Source organism: Jeotgalibacillus malaysiensis (assembly GCF_044789845.1).
In the GTDB taxonomy this organism is placed as follows: domain Bacteria; phylum Bacillota; class Bacilli; order Bacillales; family Jeotgalibacillaceae; genus Jeotgalibacillus; species Jeotgalibacillus malaysiensis_A.
Genome location: NZ_CP085252.1, coordinates 1,967,264 through 1,983,856 on the forward strand (window position 1 = coordinate 1,967,264; position 16,593 = coordinate 1,983,856).

The following is a 16,593-nucleotide window of genomic DNA, read 5'->3' on the forward strand; positions in this document are numbered from 1 at the left end:
AGGGGGCTCCCCTCAGTTTTTGTATTTTTTCCAGTCGAGACTGCTTTCATTTAGTAATTCCTCAAAAGACTTATTTTTTTCGCGCAGCTTTTTTTCTTCTTCTTTTTTTGCTAAGGCTTCTTTTCTGTTTTTTTCTTCTGCTTCAGCTGCGTCCTTTTTTAACATTTTCAGCTTTGCAAGTGTTTGATCGTTGAGAGCGTCTTTTAAAACGGCTTCTTTTTGATCTTTTCTTTTCATGTCTTTCCCTCCCTGTTCAGAAGGCATCCATCTTAATATGGTCACTAATAAGCAGCTTGGGTCCTGTTGAATGAATGATATCATCAACAGTGAAGCCTTTTGCAACTTCAGTCAGTTCAAGACCGGATGAAGTCACATCAATAACGGCACGCTCTGTAATAACACGGTCCACAACCCCTTTTCCTGTAAGAGGCAAGGAACACTCTTTCAATATTTTAGGGCTGCCGCCTCTGCTGACATGTTCCATAATGATAATGATTTTCCTTGCACCATGTACAAGGTCCATCGCGCCTCCCATACCTTTAATCATTTTACCGGGGATCATCCAATTTGCCAAATCACCCTTTTCTGACACTTCCATCCCACCGAGGATTGCAACATCGACATGCCCTCCCCTGATCATTCCAAAAGACTCTGCACTGTCAAAAAATGCAGCTCCTTTTATCGCAGTTACGGTTTCTTTACCAGCATTGATCAGATCGGGATCCAATTCACTCTCTTTCGGATATTTCCCAATTCCAAGTAACCCGTTCTCTGATTGTAAAATCACTTCTTTACCTTCTGTGATGTGATTGGCTACTAATGTAGGCATGCCGATTCCTAAATTGACGTAGTCACCATTATTAATTTCTTTTTCAGCTCTTTTGGCAATGGTTTCCCTTACTTGTTGTTTATCCATTTGATTGACCTCCGGCACATACTGTTTTCCTCTCAATTCTCTTTTCCTGATCAGCCTGTAATAACCCCTGAATATAAATACTCGGCGTATGTATGTGATCAGGATCGAGTGACCCTGTTTCAGTAACCTCTTCTACTTCTGCGATGGTGACTTTACCGGCTGCAGCAATCATAGGGTTAAAGTTTCTTGCAGTTTTCCGGTAAATCAGATTCCCCATCTGATCTCCTCTCCAGGCTCTGACAATACTGACATCAGCTTTTAATGCCCGCTCCATGACATACTCTTTACCTTCGAAAGTCCGGATTTCTTTTCCTTCTGCAATTTGAGTTCCTACGCCCGCTGGTGTAAAAAATGCCGGAATTCCCGCCCCGCCGGCTCTGATTCTTTCAGCCAGTGTTCCCTGGGGTACCAGCTCAACTTCGAGCTCCCCGGAAAGCACCTGTCTCTCAAACTCTTTATTTTCACCTACATAAGAGCCAATCATTTTATTGATTTGATGGTTATGCAGCAGCAGACCAAGCCCCCAGTCATCAATCCCGCAATTATTCGAAATCACAGTAAGGTTTTTGACACCACTGTCTCTAATCGCAAGGATCAGTTTCTCCGGGATCCCGCATAATCCAAATCCTCCTGCCATTAACGTATCTCCGTCTTTTAAAACAGCGACTGCTTCTGAGGCCGACTGATAAATTTTTTTCATTTTCCATACCCCTTTCATCACAAAAAAATAGTGATCATCTACCTCTTCTATGTAAGCGCTTCAATTCCTTCTTTTTTACAATGTTTTTTTCTGCTAAAGTTGAATTATGACTGATAAAGGAGATGGAGAATTTGGAATTGCCGCGTTCTGTCGAAATTATAGAAGTTGGTCCACGTGACGGATTACAAAACGAATCAAATTTTGTTCCGACTAAAGTGAAGGCCGCATTTATAGAAGCATTATGGCAAGCAGGATTCAAGGAAATGGAGATTACTTCATTTGTTTCTCCTAAATGGGTACCTCAAATGGGAGATGCAGCTGAAGTCATACGATTATCTGGCAACCATCCGGGAACGATTGTACTGACACCTAACAAACGGGGCATTGATACAGCTTTAGCTTCAGGAGCCAGAGCTGTTGCGGTATTTATAGGTGTAAGTTCTTCTTTCAACCAGAAGAATATTAATAAAACAACGGATGAGGCTTTAAATGGTCTCATCCCGCACATTCGGGAATTAAAAAACAAAGGTGTCTTTGTCAGGGCATGTATTTCCACTGCATTTCACTGCCCTTATGAAGGTGAAATCGCTCCTGCTGATACAATCGCATTATGTAAAGTGCTGGCTGACGCTGGGGTGAATGAGTTGAGTGTTGCGGATACAATCGGTAAAGCAACACCACAGGAATCATTTTCTTTATTCAGCTTATTAAAAAGAGAACTGCCCGGCGTGTTAATCGCTGCCCATTTTCACGATACCCGCAAAATGGCACTGGCAAATATTTATGCTTCTCTTCAGGCGGGTGTGACAAGGTTTGATAGTTCTGCAGGCGGCCTGGGCGGCTGCCCTTTCGCTCCTGGCGCCAGCGGGAATGCCGCTACTGAGGATGTCGTTTACATGCTTCACCGGATGGGGATTGAAACCGGTGTTGACCTCAACCTGCTCAATCATGCGATCAGTGTAGTAGAGCCTCATCTTTCCCGTGAGCTCACAAGCTGGTATTATCAATCTTATAAAAAGGAACAGCACTCTTAGAAAGCAGGGATCCCACTTGAGAAAAAGGAGCATTGCAGCCATTACAGCTGCGGGCATCGGTGCATTCGGCGTATATTTATCAAACAGAATTATGTTTATGAAGCTGAAAGACCCTAAAGAAATCGAGACAAGAGAACGTGAAGCCGGATTTTATGATCCTGATCTATATCTGCAGATGATTAAAAAAGAAGTTCGCATTCCGTCGCCTGCAGGGTATCACATTCATACAGTGTTTCTTGAACAGAAACCGGGTGCTCCTTATATGATTTTTTGCCATGGTGTTACTGAAACAAAAATTAATTCACTTAAATATGTGAGCCTGTTCATGAAAAAAGGATTTAATGCTGTCATATACGATCACAGACGGCACGGGGACTCCGGCGGCAAAAGTACCAGCTACGGACATTTTGAAAAGAATGATTTGAAGGCTGTCGTGGACTGTCTGATCAAAGAACAAGGAGAAAGTGCGATTTTTGGTATTCATGGTGAATCTATGGGAGCTGTTACAATGCTGTTATATGCAGGAAGTGTTGAAGACCGGGCAGCCTTCTACATTGCAGACTGCCCATTCTCTGACCTGACTGAACAGCTGTCTTTTCTCATGTCTAAATCACCTCGTCCTGCGCTGCTTTCGAAAATGGCTTTGTCACTTGCAGGCTCATTTATTTTTCTAAGGGACCGCTATCAGATCAGAGGAGTTTCACCCAAAAAGGCAGTGGGACAAATCGAAAAGCCGGTTTTATTTATTCACAGCAGGCATGACGGCTTTATTCCTTACCATATGACTGAAACCCTTTTTAAAATGAAGAAAGGTCCTAAAAGATTGTTTTTACCTGAAGAAGGTGATCACGCTCAGTCTTATGTCAAAAATCCTGAAGCATACAGTAAGGAAGTTGACCTTTTTCTAAAAGAATTTTTTTATGCTGAATAACAAAACAGCGCCTGTGGCAGGCGCTGTTTTGTTATTTAATCATATTTTTAAAACTCATTCTGCCATTGATTGTCTGTGCCGGGCTCTTCAACTGGAAAGTACGAGCCGACTCAGAGTAATCAATTTTCAGGGTCTTATCATAAAACACCGTTTTAGAAGCTTCAACAAGTATCGGCCGGTCATTTGTTTCAATCAGCTGATCTTCCTCTTCCTTTTGTTCAACATACCAAAGAATCGGTACCCCATTCAGTACACATCCTGTTCCTTCTGTATCATACTTCAGCTTTAGATAACCAGCTACAGATGGAATTTTTTCAGCAATTTTTTCTGAAGCTGCTTTTGTGATTTCAATTTTCATCTAATCGCCTCCTGTGCGTTCATTATATCACTTCAGCTCCTGCCCTTCCGCTATCTTGCTTTACATAGACTTTTCAAGTAGCATCAAAGAAAGAGTACATAATTGGAGGGGTTTAAATGGATAAAAAAGTGCAGATTAAAGTAATGGATAACGGTTCACTGAAAGTAACCGGTGATGTTGAACTGGTCGATATGGATGGTAATCAGTTCCCTGTCAAACCGGTGTTTTCTCTATGCAGGTGCGGTCATTCTAAAAGAATGCCATTTTGTGATGCATCTCATAAAGGGGTATTTGAATCATGCGTTCGCGCTGAAAAAGTGCTGGATGAATAACAGATGAAATGATAAATACTTCCCGGCGCAAATTTAAAAGTGCGCCGGGAAGTATTATTTCTGGTTAAATCCTTTTTTACCGAGTCGTTCGACCATACCCGGGGCCAGTGAGTAAGCTTTTGACGCAGCATTCATCCAGCCGGGAAGATTAATCTCTCTTTTTTCAGAGAAAAATATATCCACAGTTTTTTTAGCAACAACCTGAGGTGAAAGCATAAATCTTTTTACACTTGTTGCATAGCGTCCGGTTGTGTCAGCCGTTTCAAAAAAATCTGTCTCGATCGGACCCGGGTTCACGGCGGTGACAAATATATTGTCTGCTAAGATTTCCATCCTGAGACTGTTTGAAAATCCGAGTACTGCATGCTTAGCTGCAGAATATATTGAAGACTTCGGTGTTGCAAGCTTTCCTGCCTGAGAAGCGATGTTAACAATATGACCCCCGTTATTCATATAAGGTAATACTGCCTTGCTGAGCAGCATCAGAGCAATCACATTCACATTTATCATTGAAATAATCTTCTCATCAGGTGTATCCTCCAGTTTTTCAAAGAGACCAAATCCTGCATTGTTAACAAGAATATCCACGCTGCCTGTTTCATCAAGCACTTCTTTAGCAAAAGCAGGAATCTGTGTGATTTCATTTAAATCATATGGACGGATCAGAACAGAAGCTGCACCGAACTGTCGGCATCTTTCACTTGTCTGAATCAGTTTCCGTTCATCTCTTGCTGTCAGAATCAGGTCAGCTCCACGCCTTGCAGCTTCTTCAGAAATTGCTCTGCCAAGGCCCCCGGATGAGCCTGTGATCCAAATCTTTTTTCCTGATAAATCCTTCATAACTTCACCTCACTTTCCGCCTGGTAAATGATTGCCTCCCCGTTCATATCAGCTGCACTGATCTCACTGTTAAATATAAGATAATCAAGCTGCCCCACCGTTTCTGAAAGGGTAAGACCCAGCTGTTTTTTATAAATTTTAGGAAATAGCTGTTTGCAAACTTCAAACGCTGTCGTTTCCTCCTGCTGAAGCAATGATTTTACATACATTGCCCTTTCATGCTGTTTGATCAGGCGGTCTTTAACTAAGGATGAAGCATTGTACACCAGCTTGCCATGACCCGGATAAACGATGGATGGTTCAATCAAAGCTAACTTATTAAGAGATTGATTATATTGAATTTGTGGCAGTGGACGCGGCTGATTGATCCCAAATGGTGGTTCGATCAGCGGGTTTGAAGAGATATGCTGAATCAGCAGGTCTCCCCCGATGACTGCCCCTCCTTCATGGACCAGTGAAATATGTCCCTGCGAATGACCGTGTGTCTCCATCACCTGCCATCCTTCCAGACCCGGAACTTTAGCATTTTCTGATAAATAGACATCAATTGGTCTTCTTCCCATGGCATGTAATGGCTCTTTCATCTTTTCAACGAGAATCAGATAGTGCTCGGGAAGTCCGGCCTGCTTAAAAAACTCTGTATAAAAAAAATCATGTAAATTCATAAAAGAATGATTTCTGGTAAGGAAACGTTCACTGTCACAGTGCGCAAATAGCCTGGCATCGCTGAAAAATTCTGTCAGGCCTGCATGGTCCGGATGATGATGTGTGAGGACAACCTGATCAATATCTTTCGGTTCAAATCCAGCCTCCTTCAGTTTGGCAGTTAGTACCTCTTTCCCCTCTACCGTATCGGGACCGGTATCGACGAGTGTAACTGAATCACCGATCAATAAATAAGTATGCACATCACCTACTGCGAATGGTGTAGGGATTGTGAGCTGATGGATAACCGGATCTTTCATTATTTTACCTCCTGAAATGAATAACTATTCACTTTTTTACTAGTGTAGCCTTTTTCTTCTGTTTTGTTAAGCGTAATAAAAAATCTCTTGACAATCATTTATAAACTCAGCATAATCTCAATAATATATAAAATCGATGACAGGGAATAGTAAGCGGACCAGGGAACAATAGAGAGCAGAATTCAAAGGCTGAAAGATTCTGCAGTAAGCCCTGCCGCCGAACCTGCCCCCGGAGTGACATGAAACTGTCCGCTAAGCCGGCGTTAATGGCTTAATGAGTGTGCGGAGCAGTCTGCAAATTAAGGTGGTACCACGGAAGAACCCTTTCGTCCTTTTACAGGAAGAAGGGTTCTTTTATTTTTCAAAAGGGAGGAATGCTTAATGAAAATAGTGTTTATCGGTGCAGGATCCATGGCAGAAGCAATGATTAAAGGAATTAAAAATGCTAAAGCATTTCGTCAGGATGATCTTTGGGTAACGAATAAAAACGACAAAGAGAGACTCCTACTATTAACGGAAACATATGAAATTAATAGCAGCTATGACACGCGCAATCTACTGAAAGATGCGGATGTCATTATTTTAGCTGTCAAACCGAAAGATGCAAGTGACGCACTGCAGACAATTCAGCCGTATATGAATGGTCAGCTGCTGATATCTGTGCTTGCAGGTCTGTCTATTGGCTTTATTGAGCGTATCATTGGTCAGGCGCCGATTGCACGTGCAATGCCTAATACATCAGCAATGATTGGTCAGTCTGCAACCGGACTGGCATTTAATGATCATATATTTGATTTACAGCGCAGTCTGGCTACTTCAATTTTTTCTGCTATCGGTTCAGTGACTCATGTTGAAGAATCACATCTGGATCTGGTTACAGGACTTTCAGGCAGTGGCCCTGCTTATATTTACTATATTGTAGAAGCGATGGAAAAAGCGGCAGCAGAACTTGGTGAGGATGCAATGCCATTTATTATCCAGACGTTAAAAGGAGCTGCCCATATGCTCGAAACTTCCGACCGGACACCGGAGGAATTAAGAAAAGCCATTACGAGTGAAGGCGGCACCACAGAAGCGGGGATCGCACAGCTTGAGTATCATCACGTGAAGGATGCATTTGCAGAATGCATTAAAGAAGCAACTGACCACTCAGAGAGACTCCGCAGACAATTTGAGCAGGCACATAACATTTAAAAGTTGCAGTTGTTGCGTGCGGTTATGTACGATGGTCAAAAAGGAGCTGTAGATGATGCTATTTATACTGCTAACCTTTACGGCTCTCTTCTGGATGATCACTGCAATTGATACGTATAGAGGTCTCGCTTTACTTCATGCTCTTGAAAAGGAAGCGCCCGTCAGGCAGGTCGGTAAAATCAGTGTAATCGTGCCTGCAAGAAACGAAGAAAATCATATTGAAAAAAGTATCAGCTCACAGCTTAACCAGACTTACCGGCAAGTCGAATGGATACTGGTTAATGACCGGTCAACCGATCAGACCGGTGAGCAGATGGAAAGGCTTGCGGAAAAAGATCATAGAGTTCGTGTGATTCATATCAGCAAACTGCCCCCGGGATGGCTCGGAAAAAATTATGCACTCTACAGAGGCGCCAGAGCAGCTTCCGGAAACGTCTATTTATTCACTGATGCTGACGTCATCTATGAGCCCGATCTTTTGGCAAAAGCTGCTGGGTATATGAAACGAATGAAAATTGATCACCTGACTGTCTCACCTGACCTTCAGTCAAAAAGCTTTTTATTAAAAGGATTTGTTTCTTTTTTCTTATTCGGCTTTTCTTATTATAAAAGACCTTGGTCAGCCAACCGCGACCGGTCTAAAAGCGGTATGGGAATTGGCGCCTTTAATATGATTACCAAAACCGCCTATCAACAAATCGGCAGTCATGAAGCCATCAGACTCCGCCCGGATGATGACCTGCAGTTAGGGATGCATGTAAAAAAGTACGGCTTGCGTCAGAGAATGGCGACTGCAAAATCCATGCTGAAGGTTGAATGGTACCCAAATATAATAGAGGCTTTGAAAGGCCTTGAGAAAAACGCCTTCGCGGGACTTCATTACAGTTACCTGTTCACTTTTGCCGCCATGTCAGGCGTATTTATCTCGCAGGTACTTCCCTTTCTTGCGATATTCAGCCCGGATCCAAATACAGCAGCAATGGCATGGGTCTGTATAGGGGCAATTATGGCTGTCTACATTCCGATCACAAGAAGGCTCACATCGTATTCGAGCTTTCATGCACTCCTATTTCCGGTATCAGCTATTCTGTTTATTATTGCGGTTTTAAGGGCCGCTCTGCTGACGATGGTCCGTGGGGGCGTGAAATGGCGCGGAACCATTTATCCATTAAAAGAATTGAAAAAAAAGAGCTGAAAATTCAGCTCTTTTTCTTGTGCTGTTATACTGTGATGGAATGTAAAAACAGGAGGTTTTGTTATGAGTACAGCTTTATTCTCACCTTATCATGTTAAAAACGTTACATTAAAAAACAGAATCGTCATGGCGCCAATGTGCTTGTATTCCTGCTTTAACCAGGATGGGATCGTGACGAACTTTCACAAAGTACATTATGCTTCAAGAGCTGCCGGACAAACCGGACTGATCATGCTTGAAGCAACGTCCGTTTCACCTCAGGGCAGAATCTCGAATGAGGATCTTGGTATATGGAGTGATGAACATATCTCGGGATTGAAGGAACTTTCAGACCTGGTGAAAGAAAATGGTGCAAAAACTGCTATTCAGCTTGCACATGCAGGCAGAAAATCAATGACTGACGGATCAATTATTGCGCCTTCAGCGATTGCCTTTAATGACAGAATGAAACAGCCTGAAGAAATGACTAAAGAGCAGATTCTTGAAACAATCCAGGCTTTTAAAAATGGTGCCAGAAGAGCGAAGGATGCACTGATGATTCCAATTCATCAGTGTGCTGTTTTTAAATTTCTTCTTCGAGCAGATCATAGGCAATAAAACTATTGGGCATGATTTCTCTGGCTTGTCTCAGGAGCTCCTTTTCCTTTCCTTCTGTATATCTGGCGCTAATATGCGTCAGCCAGAGCTTTTTTACACCGGCAGCCACTGCAACTTCTGCGGCCTGGACTGCTGTTGAATGGAAATAGTCATAAGCCATTTCTTCATTTTCGGAACCGAACGTCGCTTCATGTATGAATATATCTGCCTCTTTTGCTAGTTCAACTGCAGCAATACATTTTCTTGTATCCCCTGCCACTGCAATAACTCTTCCTTTTACAGGTGCTTCAATAAAGTCATTTCCATTGATTACTTGTCCTTCCCATTCAATTGTCTCACCGTTTTTCAGCTTTTTATAAACAGGACCCGGACGAATTCCTATCTGCTGAAGTTTCTCTGAATTCAGTCTGCCCGGTCTGTCTTTCTCCTGAATTCTGTAGCCATATGAGGGAATGACATGCTCAAGTTTTTTAACTGATATGATAAAATCCTCTTCATCAAAAATTTCACCGTCTTTAATCTCTAAGATCTCCAGATCATATTTTAAATACGTCCTGCTTAGTTTCAATGAAGTAGTGATATATTCTTTAATTCCTTCCGGCCCATAAACCGTAAGCGGCTCTGTTCCACCCTGGAAAGAACGGCTTCCAAGAAACCCCGGGAGACCAAAAATATGATCACCGTGTAAATGGGTCACAAAGATTTTTTTTACTCTTCTCGGTTTAATCGTTGTATGAAGAATTTGATGCTGGGTGGCTTCACCACAGTCAAACAGCCAGATATCACCGTGCTTATTGATCTGTTTTAAAGCAAATGCTGAAACATTCCGTTCTTTACCGGGCACCCCGGCTCCGGTACCTAGAAAATGGATGTGCATACTTTTCCTCCCTTATATAAAACAATTAAAAAAGTATAAGCTTTTCTGCTTAAGTCGTAAAAATTGGACTGCCTGTATGTTCAAGTACTGCGTAAAGGTTGCATCTCTCACAAACCCGCTATACAATTTAGATATTGTATTTCCGGCTAATGGCCGAATTGAATAGTAAAGTGAGGTCCTGAAAGTGAAACAGACATCTACACCACCAACATTAATCATGATTTTTGGCGCAACCGGAGACCTTGCTAAACGCAAATTGTACCCTTCATTATATCAGCTTTACCTGAAAGGGAGTTTAGAAAAACAATTTGCAGTGCTGGGTATCGGGCGACGGGAATGGTCTAATGAACAATTTATACAGCACATTCGCGATTCGTTAATGCAGGCTTCGAGTAATCATGACCATATAGAGTCATTTATTGAACACTGTGTTTACGAATCACATGATGTGGAAGACTCCTCATCATACATAAAACTGAAGAATAAAGCGAATGAATTAGATGAAAAGTTTGATCTAAAAGGAAACAGAATCTTTTACCTGGCTATGGCACCTGAATTTTTTGGCACTATCACAGACCACCTGAAATCAGACGGTCTGACCGATAATGGCGGGTTCTGCAGGTTGGTTATCGAAAAACCATTCGGACATAATCTGCCATCAGCGAATGCACTAAACGATCAAATCAGACAATCATTCCCTGAAGAATCAATCTATCGAATTGATCATTACCTTGGTAAAGAAATGGTTCAAAATATTGAAGTAATCCGATTTGCCAATGCTTTATTTGAACCGCTCTGGAACAGCCGGTTTATCTCTAATATCCAGATTACCTCATCTGAAGTTCTCAGTGTTGAAGAACGCGGCAGGTACTATGAAAAAAGTGGCGCATTGAGAGACATGGTTCAAAACCATATGCTCCAAATGGTTGCGCTGCTCGCTATGGAGCCGCCAATCAGTTTGAGTACAGATGAGATCAGAAGTGAAAAGGTCCGCGTTTTGCGTGCACTCCGTCCGGTAGAAGGTGAAGAGGTAGACGACTATTTCGTCAGAGGCCAGTATGGACCTGACCATAAGGGTGAGCAAAAAGGCTACCGCGAGAACGCAAATGTGGATTCTGCATCAAATACTGAAACATATGTCGCCGGAAAAGTCATGATCGACAACTTCCGCTGGGCAGGTGTACCGTTTTATATCCGTACAGGAAAAAGTATGGCTGTAAAGTCTACAAAAATAGTTGTTCAATTTAAGGATATTCCGATGAATCTTTATTACAATAAAGAACATTCCCTTGAGCCAAACCTTCTTGTCATTCATATTCAGCCTGATGAAGGCATTACACTACATCTGAATGCGAAGAAAACTGCGCAGGGGATTGATACAGACAGCGTTAAGCTAAGCTACTCAGCAAGCAGTATTGACGGTATTAACACTCCTGAAGCATACGAAAAGCTTCTTCTGGACTGTATCCTTGGTGATGCGACTAACTTTACACACTGGGATGAAGTGAGGCATTCCTGGAGCTTTGTAGATAAAATCTCTGATCACTGGGAAAAAACAAAGGATAAAACGTTCCCGAATTACTTTGCAGGTTCAATGGGGCCTGAAAGAAGCGACTGGCTTCTTGAAAAAGACGGTTTTGTATGGTGGCCAATTGGAGAACTTGATGTAGAAGAATAACAATAAAAAAAGTAAGGCGGGAAAACCCGCCTTACTTTTTTGCTATATTTAGTGCCCATTTAATCAATGGAATTTGAAACAATACCCTTCCCCATAGTGCAGCAGGCATTCTTTTCCCTGCGATCGGAAAGTTTTTCTGAGCCATATAAATATTCGCCGGCCAGACTGCGATTAGAAATAAAGCCAGTCCTTTTCCGGCAAACCTTGTTCCCCTGTTAAAGACAAGCATAGCTCCAAGCATGATTTCAATGAAACCTGTAAGATAAACGATGGCTTTTTTAAACGGAAGAACGGGAGGAATAATCTTTCTGAAATTCCTTTCTTTAAAGAAATGCATGATCCCTGCATATAAAACAATTGCACCATATACTCTTCTCATTTCAGCTCTCCATTCTATAATACCCGCCTCTCAAGCATGAGAGGCGGGTATATGTTATTCCATCCATTCAGTATGGAATGTACCTTCTTTATCAACACGTTCATACGTATGAGCACCGAAGTAATCACGCTGAGCCTGAATCAGGTTAGCAGGCAGCACCGCTGTACGGTAGCTGTCATAGTAAGATAACGCTGTAGAGAATCCTGGTACCGGGATACCATTTTTAACTGCCAGGGCAATGACATCGCGAAGTGCACTCTGATAATTCTCAACGATCTCTTTGAAGTAATCATCGAGCATCAGGTTAGTCAGCTTAGGATCTCTGTCATATGCTTCTTTAATTTTCTGAAGGAACTGCGCACGGATAATACATCCTCCGCGGAAAATCATTGCGATTTCCCCGAATTTAAGATCCCAGTTATATTCTTCGGAAGCAGCTCTCATCTGTGCAAAGCCTTGAGCGTATGATGCTATCTTAGACATATACAGTGCACGTCTGATTGCTTCCACCCACTCTTTTTTATCTTCTTCAGGAAGCTTTGGTTCCGGACCATTTAAAATTCCACTTGCTTTAACACGCTCATCTTTAAGCGCTGAGATAAACCTTGCAAATACAGACTCTGTAATAATCGGAAGCGGTGTACCAAGGTCCAGTGCGCTCTGGCTTGTCCATTTACCTGTTCCTTTTTGTCCTGCTTTATCAAGGATGACATCGACCATCGGTTTACCTGTTTCTTCATCATACTTTTTGAAAATATCAGCAGTGATTTCGATCAGGTAGCTGTCAAGTTCTCCTTTATTCCAGTCAGAAAACACTTCATGCAGCGCTTCTGCATCAAGTCCCAGCACCTGCTTCATCAGGAAATAAGACTCTGCAATCAGCTGCATATCCGCATATTCAATCCCGTTATGCACCATTTTCACATAATGTCCCGCTCCATCAGGACCAATATAAGTGCTGCATGCTTCTCCGTTTACTTTCGCAGAGATTTCATTGAAAATCGGCGCCACAAGGTCATATGCTTCTTTTTGTCCGCCTGGCATGATTGAAGGCCCTGTGAGTGCACCTTCTTCACCGCCTGAGACGCCTGTACCGATAAAGTGAACACCGTACTCACTCAGCTCTTTATTGCGGCGGATCGTGTCACGGTAGAACGTGTTACCACCGTCGATCAGGATATCTCCTTTATCAAGCAGTGGAAGCAACCCTGAAATCGTTGCATCAGTTGCCGCACCCGCTTTAACCATTAACATAATTTTTCTCGGTGATTCAAGAGAATCCACGAACTCTTCAAGACTGTATGTACCGTGGATCTGCTTCCCTTCAGATTCTTTTAACATATCATCAACTTTTTCAGAAGATCGGTTATATACAGCAACTGAAAACCCTCTACTTTCAATATTCCATGCAAGGTTTTTACCCATTACCGCCAAACCAACAACGCCAAACTGGTGTTTTGACATAATCAACTTCCTTTCTTTAATTCGTTCTCCCTTTGATCCTAAACTATTGTATCATTAAACGCGAAAAAATCTAATCATGACCTTTTAATCGTGGTCATCCAGAAAATCTTTGCTGAAACTGGTTTCACTATTCTGATGATTTTTTGAGCTTTTCAGTCCACGGGTCAGGATGCCTTTCCCATGCTTTTCTTCAAGCTCTCTCATCACCTTTTCCACAGGTTCGTATTTCACATCATCCTCGTAGGAAAACAAGTTAATCTGTTTATAGGCATGACTCTTATCGGCAAGATCCTGGACAGTAACACCAAGAAGCCTCACCGCTGTACCATTCCAATGTTTTAGAAATAGTGATTTAGCATGTTCTGCTATATGTGCCTGTTCATATAAAGGATGACTGAGTGTCAGGCTGCGTGTAATCGTATTTCTGTTTTTAAAACGGATCATCACCTGGAGGCCATAGCCGAGCATCTGTTTTGATCTCAACCGCTCACTGACTTTTACAGAAAGCTGATCTATTATTTTCAGCAATTCAGTCTGATTCGTTAAGTCTCTCGGTAAGGTTGTTGAGTTTCCTACGCTTTTAAAATCATATACGCTTTCCGGATCTACTTTTCTCTGATCTTCACCGCCCGCTCTGTTTTTCAGCTTTAAGCCGTTAATGCCTAAAAGTGATTTTAAATGGATATCTTCTGCTTTTGCCAGATCCCCAATTGTACTGATAGACAAGGATGCAAGCTTTTCAGCTGTTTTCTCTCCAACGCCGTGCATATCCCTGATCGGGAGTGGCCATAGCTTCTCTTGAATTTCTCTTTTACGAAGCACTGTAATTCCCATCGGCTTTTTCATATCTGAAGCCATTTTAGAAAGAAATTTGTTCGGTGATACCCCTATACTGCATGGAAGGTCCAGCTCTCTCAGGATACGGTCCTGAATTTCTTTTATCAGTTCAACAGGGTTACGCTCATGTTCAGTTATATCCATATATCCTTCATCAATCGAAACAGGCTCAACAAGTTCTGTGTAGCTTCTCAGAATATCAAACATTGCTTTTGAAGCCTGACGATATTTTGTAAAATCCGGCCTTAGTACGATTAATTCAGGACATAATTTCATTGCTTCATGTACCTGCATGGTCGTTTTTACACCCTTACTGCGGGCTTCATAGCTGCATGTAACAACGATCCCTCTCCGTTCATCGGGGTTTCCGGCAATTGCAATCGGTTTTCCCTTCAGTTCGGGCTGATGAGCAACTTCCACTGAAGCATAAAAGCTGTTCATATCAATATGAAGAATGATTTTGCCCTTACTCATCAACTCAGTCCTTTCATTACCTCTCTTCAGATTTTACATGAAAGATGTGCAAAAAAAAAATGTTCCTGTATAAGGAACATGCAGACTTTAAATGGTTATACCGGCTCTGAAGTTTCTAACTGGATCATATACTCTCTGATCTCTTTCATACCCTCGAGGTTTTCTGTCAGTATTTCAGGATCAATCATTGTGATTAAACGGTTTTCAAGCTGAGCAACACCTGTAAAATATTCAGTATGTTTGTAAGCTGCAAGACCGATTTCTTTCAATTGTTCAGAAGGAATGTCGATAATTTCTTTTGCTTCCTTTACCCTGATTGCAATGGAAAGCTGTTCTGTTTTTACTACAAGCATTTTAGCGTCTGCTGTAGTTAAAGGCTGATGATATAAGATCTGCTCAAAGTCTAGTACCGGAACAAGTTCTCCTCTGACTTCTGTAATGCCAGGCATAAATTCAGGTAAATGCGGAACAGCGGTTACCTTCTCTTCTTTCTCAATCGACACGATTTTATGTATTGAAATGGCGTACTCTTCATTTCCACAGGAAAAAACCACGGCTTTGAATCCTTCAGGCATAACCTTTTACCCCCTTTACCAAGTGATACTAATGTACCATATATTGAATAGAAGTTCCAGTTAATTTTAGTTTACATAATAAAATTATTATCGCTTATAATTAAAAAGCGGGATAAACCCGCTTTACTATTTTTTACTTTCAATGACAATCTGAGTCAGCAGTTCGCTCAACTTTACCAGTTCATCCACCGGCATACGTTCATTTGTCGTGTGGATTTCTTCGTATCCTACAGCGAGATTTACTGTCGGCACACCCATCCCGGCGATTACATTGGCATCACTGCCCCCGCCGCTCGTCAGTAATTCTGATGTTCTGCCGACAGCCTGTGCAGCGCGTTTAGCAAGCTGTACAACATGATCATTTTCATTAAACTTAAATCCTGGATACATGATCTGGATATCAACTTCCGCTCTGCCACCCATTTCATTTGCAGCATCTTCAAAAGCTTTTTTCATTGCAGCTGCCTGTTTTTCCATTTTTTCCGGTACCAGTGATCTTGCTTCAGCCAGGACATCAACCCGGTCACAGACAATATTTGTAGCACTCCCACCTTCAAAACGACCGATATTTGCAGTCGTTTCTTCATCCAGACGCCCAAGCTCCATATTGGCAATCGCTTTTGATGCGATCGTAATTGCAGATACACCTTTTTCAGGTGCTACACCTGCGTGAGCTGTTTTACCGTGTATGACTGCTTTAATTTTCGCCTGTGTTGGTGCTGCAACAATAATATTTCCTACCTGACCATCGCTGTCTACTGCATAGCCGTACTTAGCTTTTACATAAGACGGTTCAAGTGCTTTAGCCCCTACAAGACCCGATTCCTCTCCTGCTGTAATGATAAACTGGATATCACCGTGCTGAATGTTCTGCTCTTTCAGCTGATGAATCATTTCAATCATCGCTGCAATTCCTGCTTTATCATCTGCTCCAAGGATTGTAGTACCGTCAGAGTAAATGTAACCATCCTCTTTAATGACAGGGTTAATTCCTTTACCTGGCGTCACAGTATCCATGTGCGAAGTAAAATAAATCGTATCCGCCGTCTGATCTTCACCTTTTAATGTGATAATTAAATTATTCGCACCATGTCCTGTTTCTTTCATACTGTCATCTTCCTGAATATCACAGCCGAGTTCTTTAAAGATATTTTTAAGTACTTCAGAGATCTCTGCTTCATATTTCGTTTCTGAATCCACTTTTACCAGTTCAAGAAACTGATTGACAACTCGATCTTTATTCATCC

Annotated in this window: 18 protein-coding genes and 1 pseudogene; 7 read left to right on the plus strand and 12 right to left on the minus strand. The window is 42.0% G+C overall.

The annotated features are described in order from the left end of the window. Window positions 1–12 precede the first annotated feature (12 nt). Genes LG330_RS10605 through LG330_RS10615 form a run of 3 tightly spaced genes read right to left on the minus strand, consistent with a single transcriptional unit; the run spans window position 13 to window position 1,616 of the window. The gene (locus LG330_RS10605) at window positions 13–237 is read right to left on the minus strand and encodes a YqkE family protein (protein WP_404403630.1); all 225 of its coding nucleotides are present in this window, start codon (window positions 235–237) and stop codon (window positions 13–15) included. A gap of 16 nt (window positions 238–253) precedes the next feature. Next, window positions 254–916: a 3-oxoacid CoA-transferase subunit B gene (locus LG330_RS10610; RefSeq protein WP_404403632.1), complete on the minus strand. Its 663-nt coding sequence runs from the start codon at window positions 914–916 to the stop codon at window positions 254–256. Then, a complete protein-coding gene (locus LG330_RS10615) occupies window positions 909–1,616 on the minus strand; it encodes a CoA transferase subunit A (protein WP_404403634.1) in 708 nt (235 codons plus the stop codon). Before LG330_RS10615 ends, LG330_RS10610 begins: the two co-directional genes overlap by 8 nt. 122 nt (window positions 1,617–1,738) lie before the next feature. Between LG330_RS10615 and LG330_RS10620 the strand changes: the two genes are divergently transcribed. Continuing rightward, window positions 1,739–2,650, plus strand: a complete 912-nt coding sequence (locus LG330_RS10620) for a hydroxymethylglutaryl-CoA lyase (protein ID WP_404403636.1) — start codon at window positions 1,739–1,741, stop codon at window positions 2,648–2,650. Window positions 2,651–2,666: 16 nt separating this feature from the next. Continuing rightward, on the plus strand, window positions 2,667–3,581 hold the full coding sequence (locus LG330_RS10625; protein ID WP_404403638.1) for an alpha/beta hydrolase: 915 nt from the start codon (window positions 2,667–2,669) through the stop codon (window positions 3,579–3,581). 31 nt (window positions 3,582–3,612) lie between these two features. Here the strand turns inward: LG330_RS10625 and LG330_RS10630 are convergent, their stop codons facing one another. Further along, entirely contained in the window at window positions 3,613–3,939 is a 327-nt protein-coding gene (locus LG330_RS10630; RefSeq protein ID WP_404403640.1) for an iron-sulfur cluster biosynthesis family protein, read from the minus strand. A gap of 116 nt (window positions 3,940–4,055) precedes the next feature. Between LG330_RS10630 and LG330_RS10635 the strand changes: the two genes are divergently transcribed. Continuing rightward, entirely contained in the window at window positions 4,056–4,271 is a 216-nt protein-coding gene (locus tag LG330_RS10635) for a CDGSH iron-sulfur domain-containing protein (RefSeq protein WP_404403642.1), read from the plus strand. A 54-nt stretch (window positions 4,272–4,325) separates the two neighbouring features. Here LG330_RS10635 and LG330_RS10640 read toward each other — a convergent pair whose 3' ends face one another. Both LG330_RS10640 and LG330_RS10645 read right to left on the minus strand, forming a co-directional pair. Beyond that, the gene (locus tag LG330_RS10640) at window positions 4,326–5,111 is read right to left on the minus strand and encodes an SDR family NAD(P)-dependent oxidoreductase (RefSeq protein ID WP_404403644.1); all 786 of its coding nucleotides are present in this window, start codon (window positions 5,109–5,111) and stop codon (window positions 4,326–4,328) included. After that, window positions 5,108–6,076: an MBL fold metallo-hydrolase gene (locus tag LG330_RS10645; RefSeq protein WP_404403646.1), complete on the minus strand. Its 969-nt coding sequence runs from the start codon at window positions 6,074–6,076 to the stop codon at window positions 5,108–5,110. The genes LG330_RS10640 and LG330_RS10645 overlap by 4 nt, the downstream gene beginning before the upstream one ends. A 381-nt stretch (window positions 6,077–6,457) precedes the next feature. Between LG330_RS10645 and proC the strand changes: the two genes are divergently transcribed. The 3 genes and pseudogenes from proC to LG330_RS10660 all read left to right on the plus strand — a co-directional run. After that, window positions 6,458–7,270: a pyrroline-5-carboxylate reductase gene (gene proC / locus LG330_RS10650; RefSeq protein WP_404403648.1), complete on the plus strand. Its 813-nt coding sequence runs from the start codon at window positions 6,458–6,460 to the stop codon at window positions 7,268–7,270. A 55-nt stretch (window positions 7,271–7,325) separates the two neighbouring features. Next, window positions 7,326–8,465, plus strand: a complete 1,140-nt coding sequence (locus LG330_RS10655) for a glycosyltransferase (protein WP_404403650.1) — start codon at window positions 7,326–7,328, stop codon at window positions 8,463–8,465. A 63-nt stretch (window positions 8,466–8,528) separates the two neighbouring features. Further along, window positions 8,529–8,996 (plus strand): annotated as a pseudogene (locus tag LG330_RS10660) (NADPH dehydrogenase); the annotation flags it as partial. Window positions 8,997–9,027: 31 nt separating this feature from the next. On the opposite strand, the gene rnz reads toward LG330_RS10660, so the two are convergent. Further along, the gene (gene rnz / locus LG330_RS10665) at window positions 9,028–9,939 is read right to left on the minus strand and encodes a ribonuclease Z (RefSeq protein WP_404403652.1); all 912 of its coding nucleotides are present in this window, start codon (window positions 9,937–9,939) and stop codon (window positions 9,028–9,030) included. Between the two features lie 184 nt (window positions 9,940–10,123). Here rnz and zwf point away from each other — a divergent pair, with 184 nt between their 5' ends. Then, a complete protein-coding gene (gene zwf / locus LG330_RS10670) occupies window positions 10,124–11,617 on the plus strand; it encodes a glucose-6-phosphate dehydrogenase (RefSeq protein WP_404403654.1) in 1,494 nt (497 codons plus the stop codon). Window positions 11,618–11,648: 31 nt separating this feature from the next. On the opposite strand, the gene LG330_RS10675 is transcribed toward zwf, so the two are convergent. The 5 genes from LG330_RS10675 to LG330_RS10695 form a co-directional block, all read right to left on the minus strand. Then, window positions 11,649–11,996 carry a DoxX family membrane protein gene (locus tag LG330_RS10675; RefSeq protein ID WP_404403656.1) on the minus strand — a complete coding sequence of 116 codons (348 nt, stop codon included), beginning with the start codon at window positions 11,994–11,996 and terminating at the stop codon, window positions 11,649–11,651. Between the two features lie 54 nt (window positions 11,997–12,050). Then, complete coding sequence (gene gndA, locus LG330_RS10680) at window positions 12,051–13,460, minus strand: NADP-dependent phosphogluconate dehydrogenase (RefSeq protein ID WP_404403658.1); 1,410 nt, start codon at window positions 13,458–13,460, stop codon at window positions 12,051–12,053. A gap of 84 nt (window positions 13,461–13,544) precedes the next feature. Then, the gene (locus tag LG330_RS10685; protein ID WP_404403660.1) at window positions 13,545–14,771 is read right to left on the minus strand and encodes a DNA polymerase IV; all 1,227 of its coding nucleotides are present in this window, start codon (window positions 14,769–14,771) and stop codon (window positions 13,545–13,547) included. A gap of 95 nt (window positions 14,772–14,866) precedes the next feature. Further along, window positions 14,867–15,346, minus strand: a complete 480-nt coding sequence (locus tag LG330_RS10690) for a chemotaxis protein CheW (protein ID WP_404403662.1) — start codon at window positions 15,344–15,346, stop codon at window positions 14,867–14,869. Window positions 15,347–15,472: 126 nt separating this feature from the next. Further along, the gene (locus LG330_RS10695; RefSeq protein ID WP_404403664.1) at window positions 15,473–16,591 is read right to left on the minus strand and encodes a M20/M25/M40 family metallo-hydrolase; all 1,119 of its coding nucleotides are present in this window, start codon (window positions 16,589–16,591) and stop codon (window positions 15,473–15,475) included. Window positions 16,592–16,593 lie beyond the last annotated feature (2 nt).

Excerpts from the sequence above, each read along its gene's own strand:
- LG330_RS10605 (WP_404403630.1), bottom strand. The coding sequence starts at position 237 with ATGAAAAGAAAAGATCAAAAAGAAGCCGTTTTAAAAGACGCTCTCAAC.
- LG330_RS10610 (WP_404403632.1), bottom strand. The coding sequence starts at position 916 with ATGGATAAACAACAAGTAAGGGAAACCATTGCCAAAAGAGCTGAAAAA.
- LG330_RS10615 (WP_404403634.1), bottom strand. The coding sequence starts at position 1,616 with ATGAAAAAAATTTATCAGTCGGCCTCAGAAGCAGTCGCTGTTTTAAAA.
- LG330_RS10620 (WP_404403636.1), top strand. The coding sequence starts at position 1,739 with ATGGAGAATTTGGAATTGCCGCGTTCTGTCGAAATTATAGAAGTTGGT.
- LG330_RS10630 (WP_404403640.1), bottom strand. The coding sequence starts at position 3,939 with ATGAAAATTGAAATCACAAAAGCAGCTTCAGAAAAAATTGCTGAAAAA.
- LG330_RS10635 (WP_404403642.1), top strand. The coding sequence starts at position 4,056 with ATGGATAAAAAAGTGCAGATTAAAGTAATGGATAACGGTTCACTGAAA.
- LG330_RS10640 (WP_404403644.1), bottom strand. The coding sequence starts at position 5,111 with ATGAAGGATTTATCAGGAAAAAAGATTTGGATCACAGGCTCATCCGGG.
- LG330_RS10645 (WP_404403646.1), bottom strand. The coding sequence starts at position 6,076 with ATGAAAGATCCGGTTATCCATCAGCTCACAATCCCTACACCATTCGCA.
- proC (WP_404403648.1), top strand. The coding sequence starts at position 6,458 with ATGAAAATAGTGTTTATCGGTGCAGGATCCATGGCAGAAGCAATGATT.
- LG330_RS10655 (WP_404403650.1), top strand. The coding sequence starts at position 7,326 with ATGCTATTTATACTGCTAACCTTTACGGCTCTCTTCTGGATGATCACT.
- rnz (WP_404403652.1), bottom strand. The coding sequence starts at position 9,939 with ATGCACATCCATTTTCTAGGTACCGGAGCCGGGGTGCCCGGTAAAGAA.
- LG330_RS10675 (WP_404403656.1), bottom strand. The coding sequence starts at position 11,996 with ATGAGAAGAGTATATGGTGCAATTGTTTTATATGCAGGGATCATGCAT.
- gndA (WP_404403658.1), bottom strand. The coding sequence starts at position 13,460 with ATGTCAAAACACCAGTTTGGCGTTGTTGGTTTGGCGGTAATGGGTAAA.
- LG330_RS10685 (WP_404403660.1), bottom strand. The coding sequence starts at position 14,771 with ATGAGTAAGGGCAAAATCATTCTTCATATTGATATGAACAGCTTTTAT.
- LG330_RS10690 (WP_404403662.1), bottom strand. The coding sequence starts at position 15,346 with ATGCCTGAAGGATTCAAAGCCGTGGTTTTTTCCTGTGGAAATGAAGAG.
- LG330_RS10695 (WP_404403664.1), bottom strand. The coding sequence starts at position 16,591 with ATGAATAAAGATCGAGTTGTCAATCAGTTTCTTGAACTGGTAAAAGTG.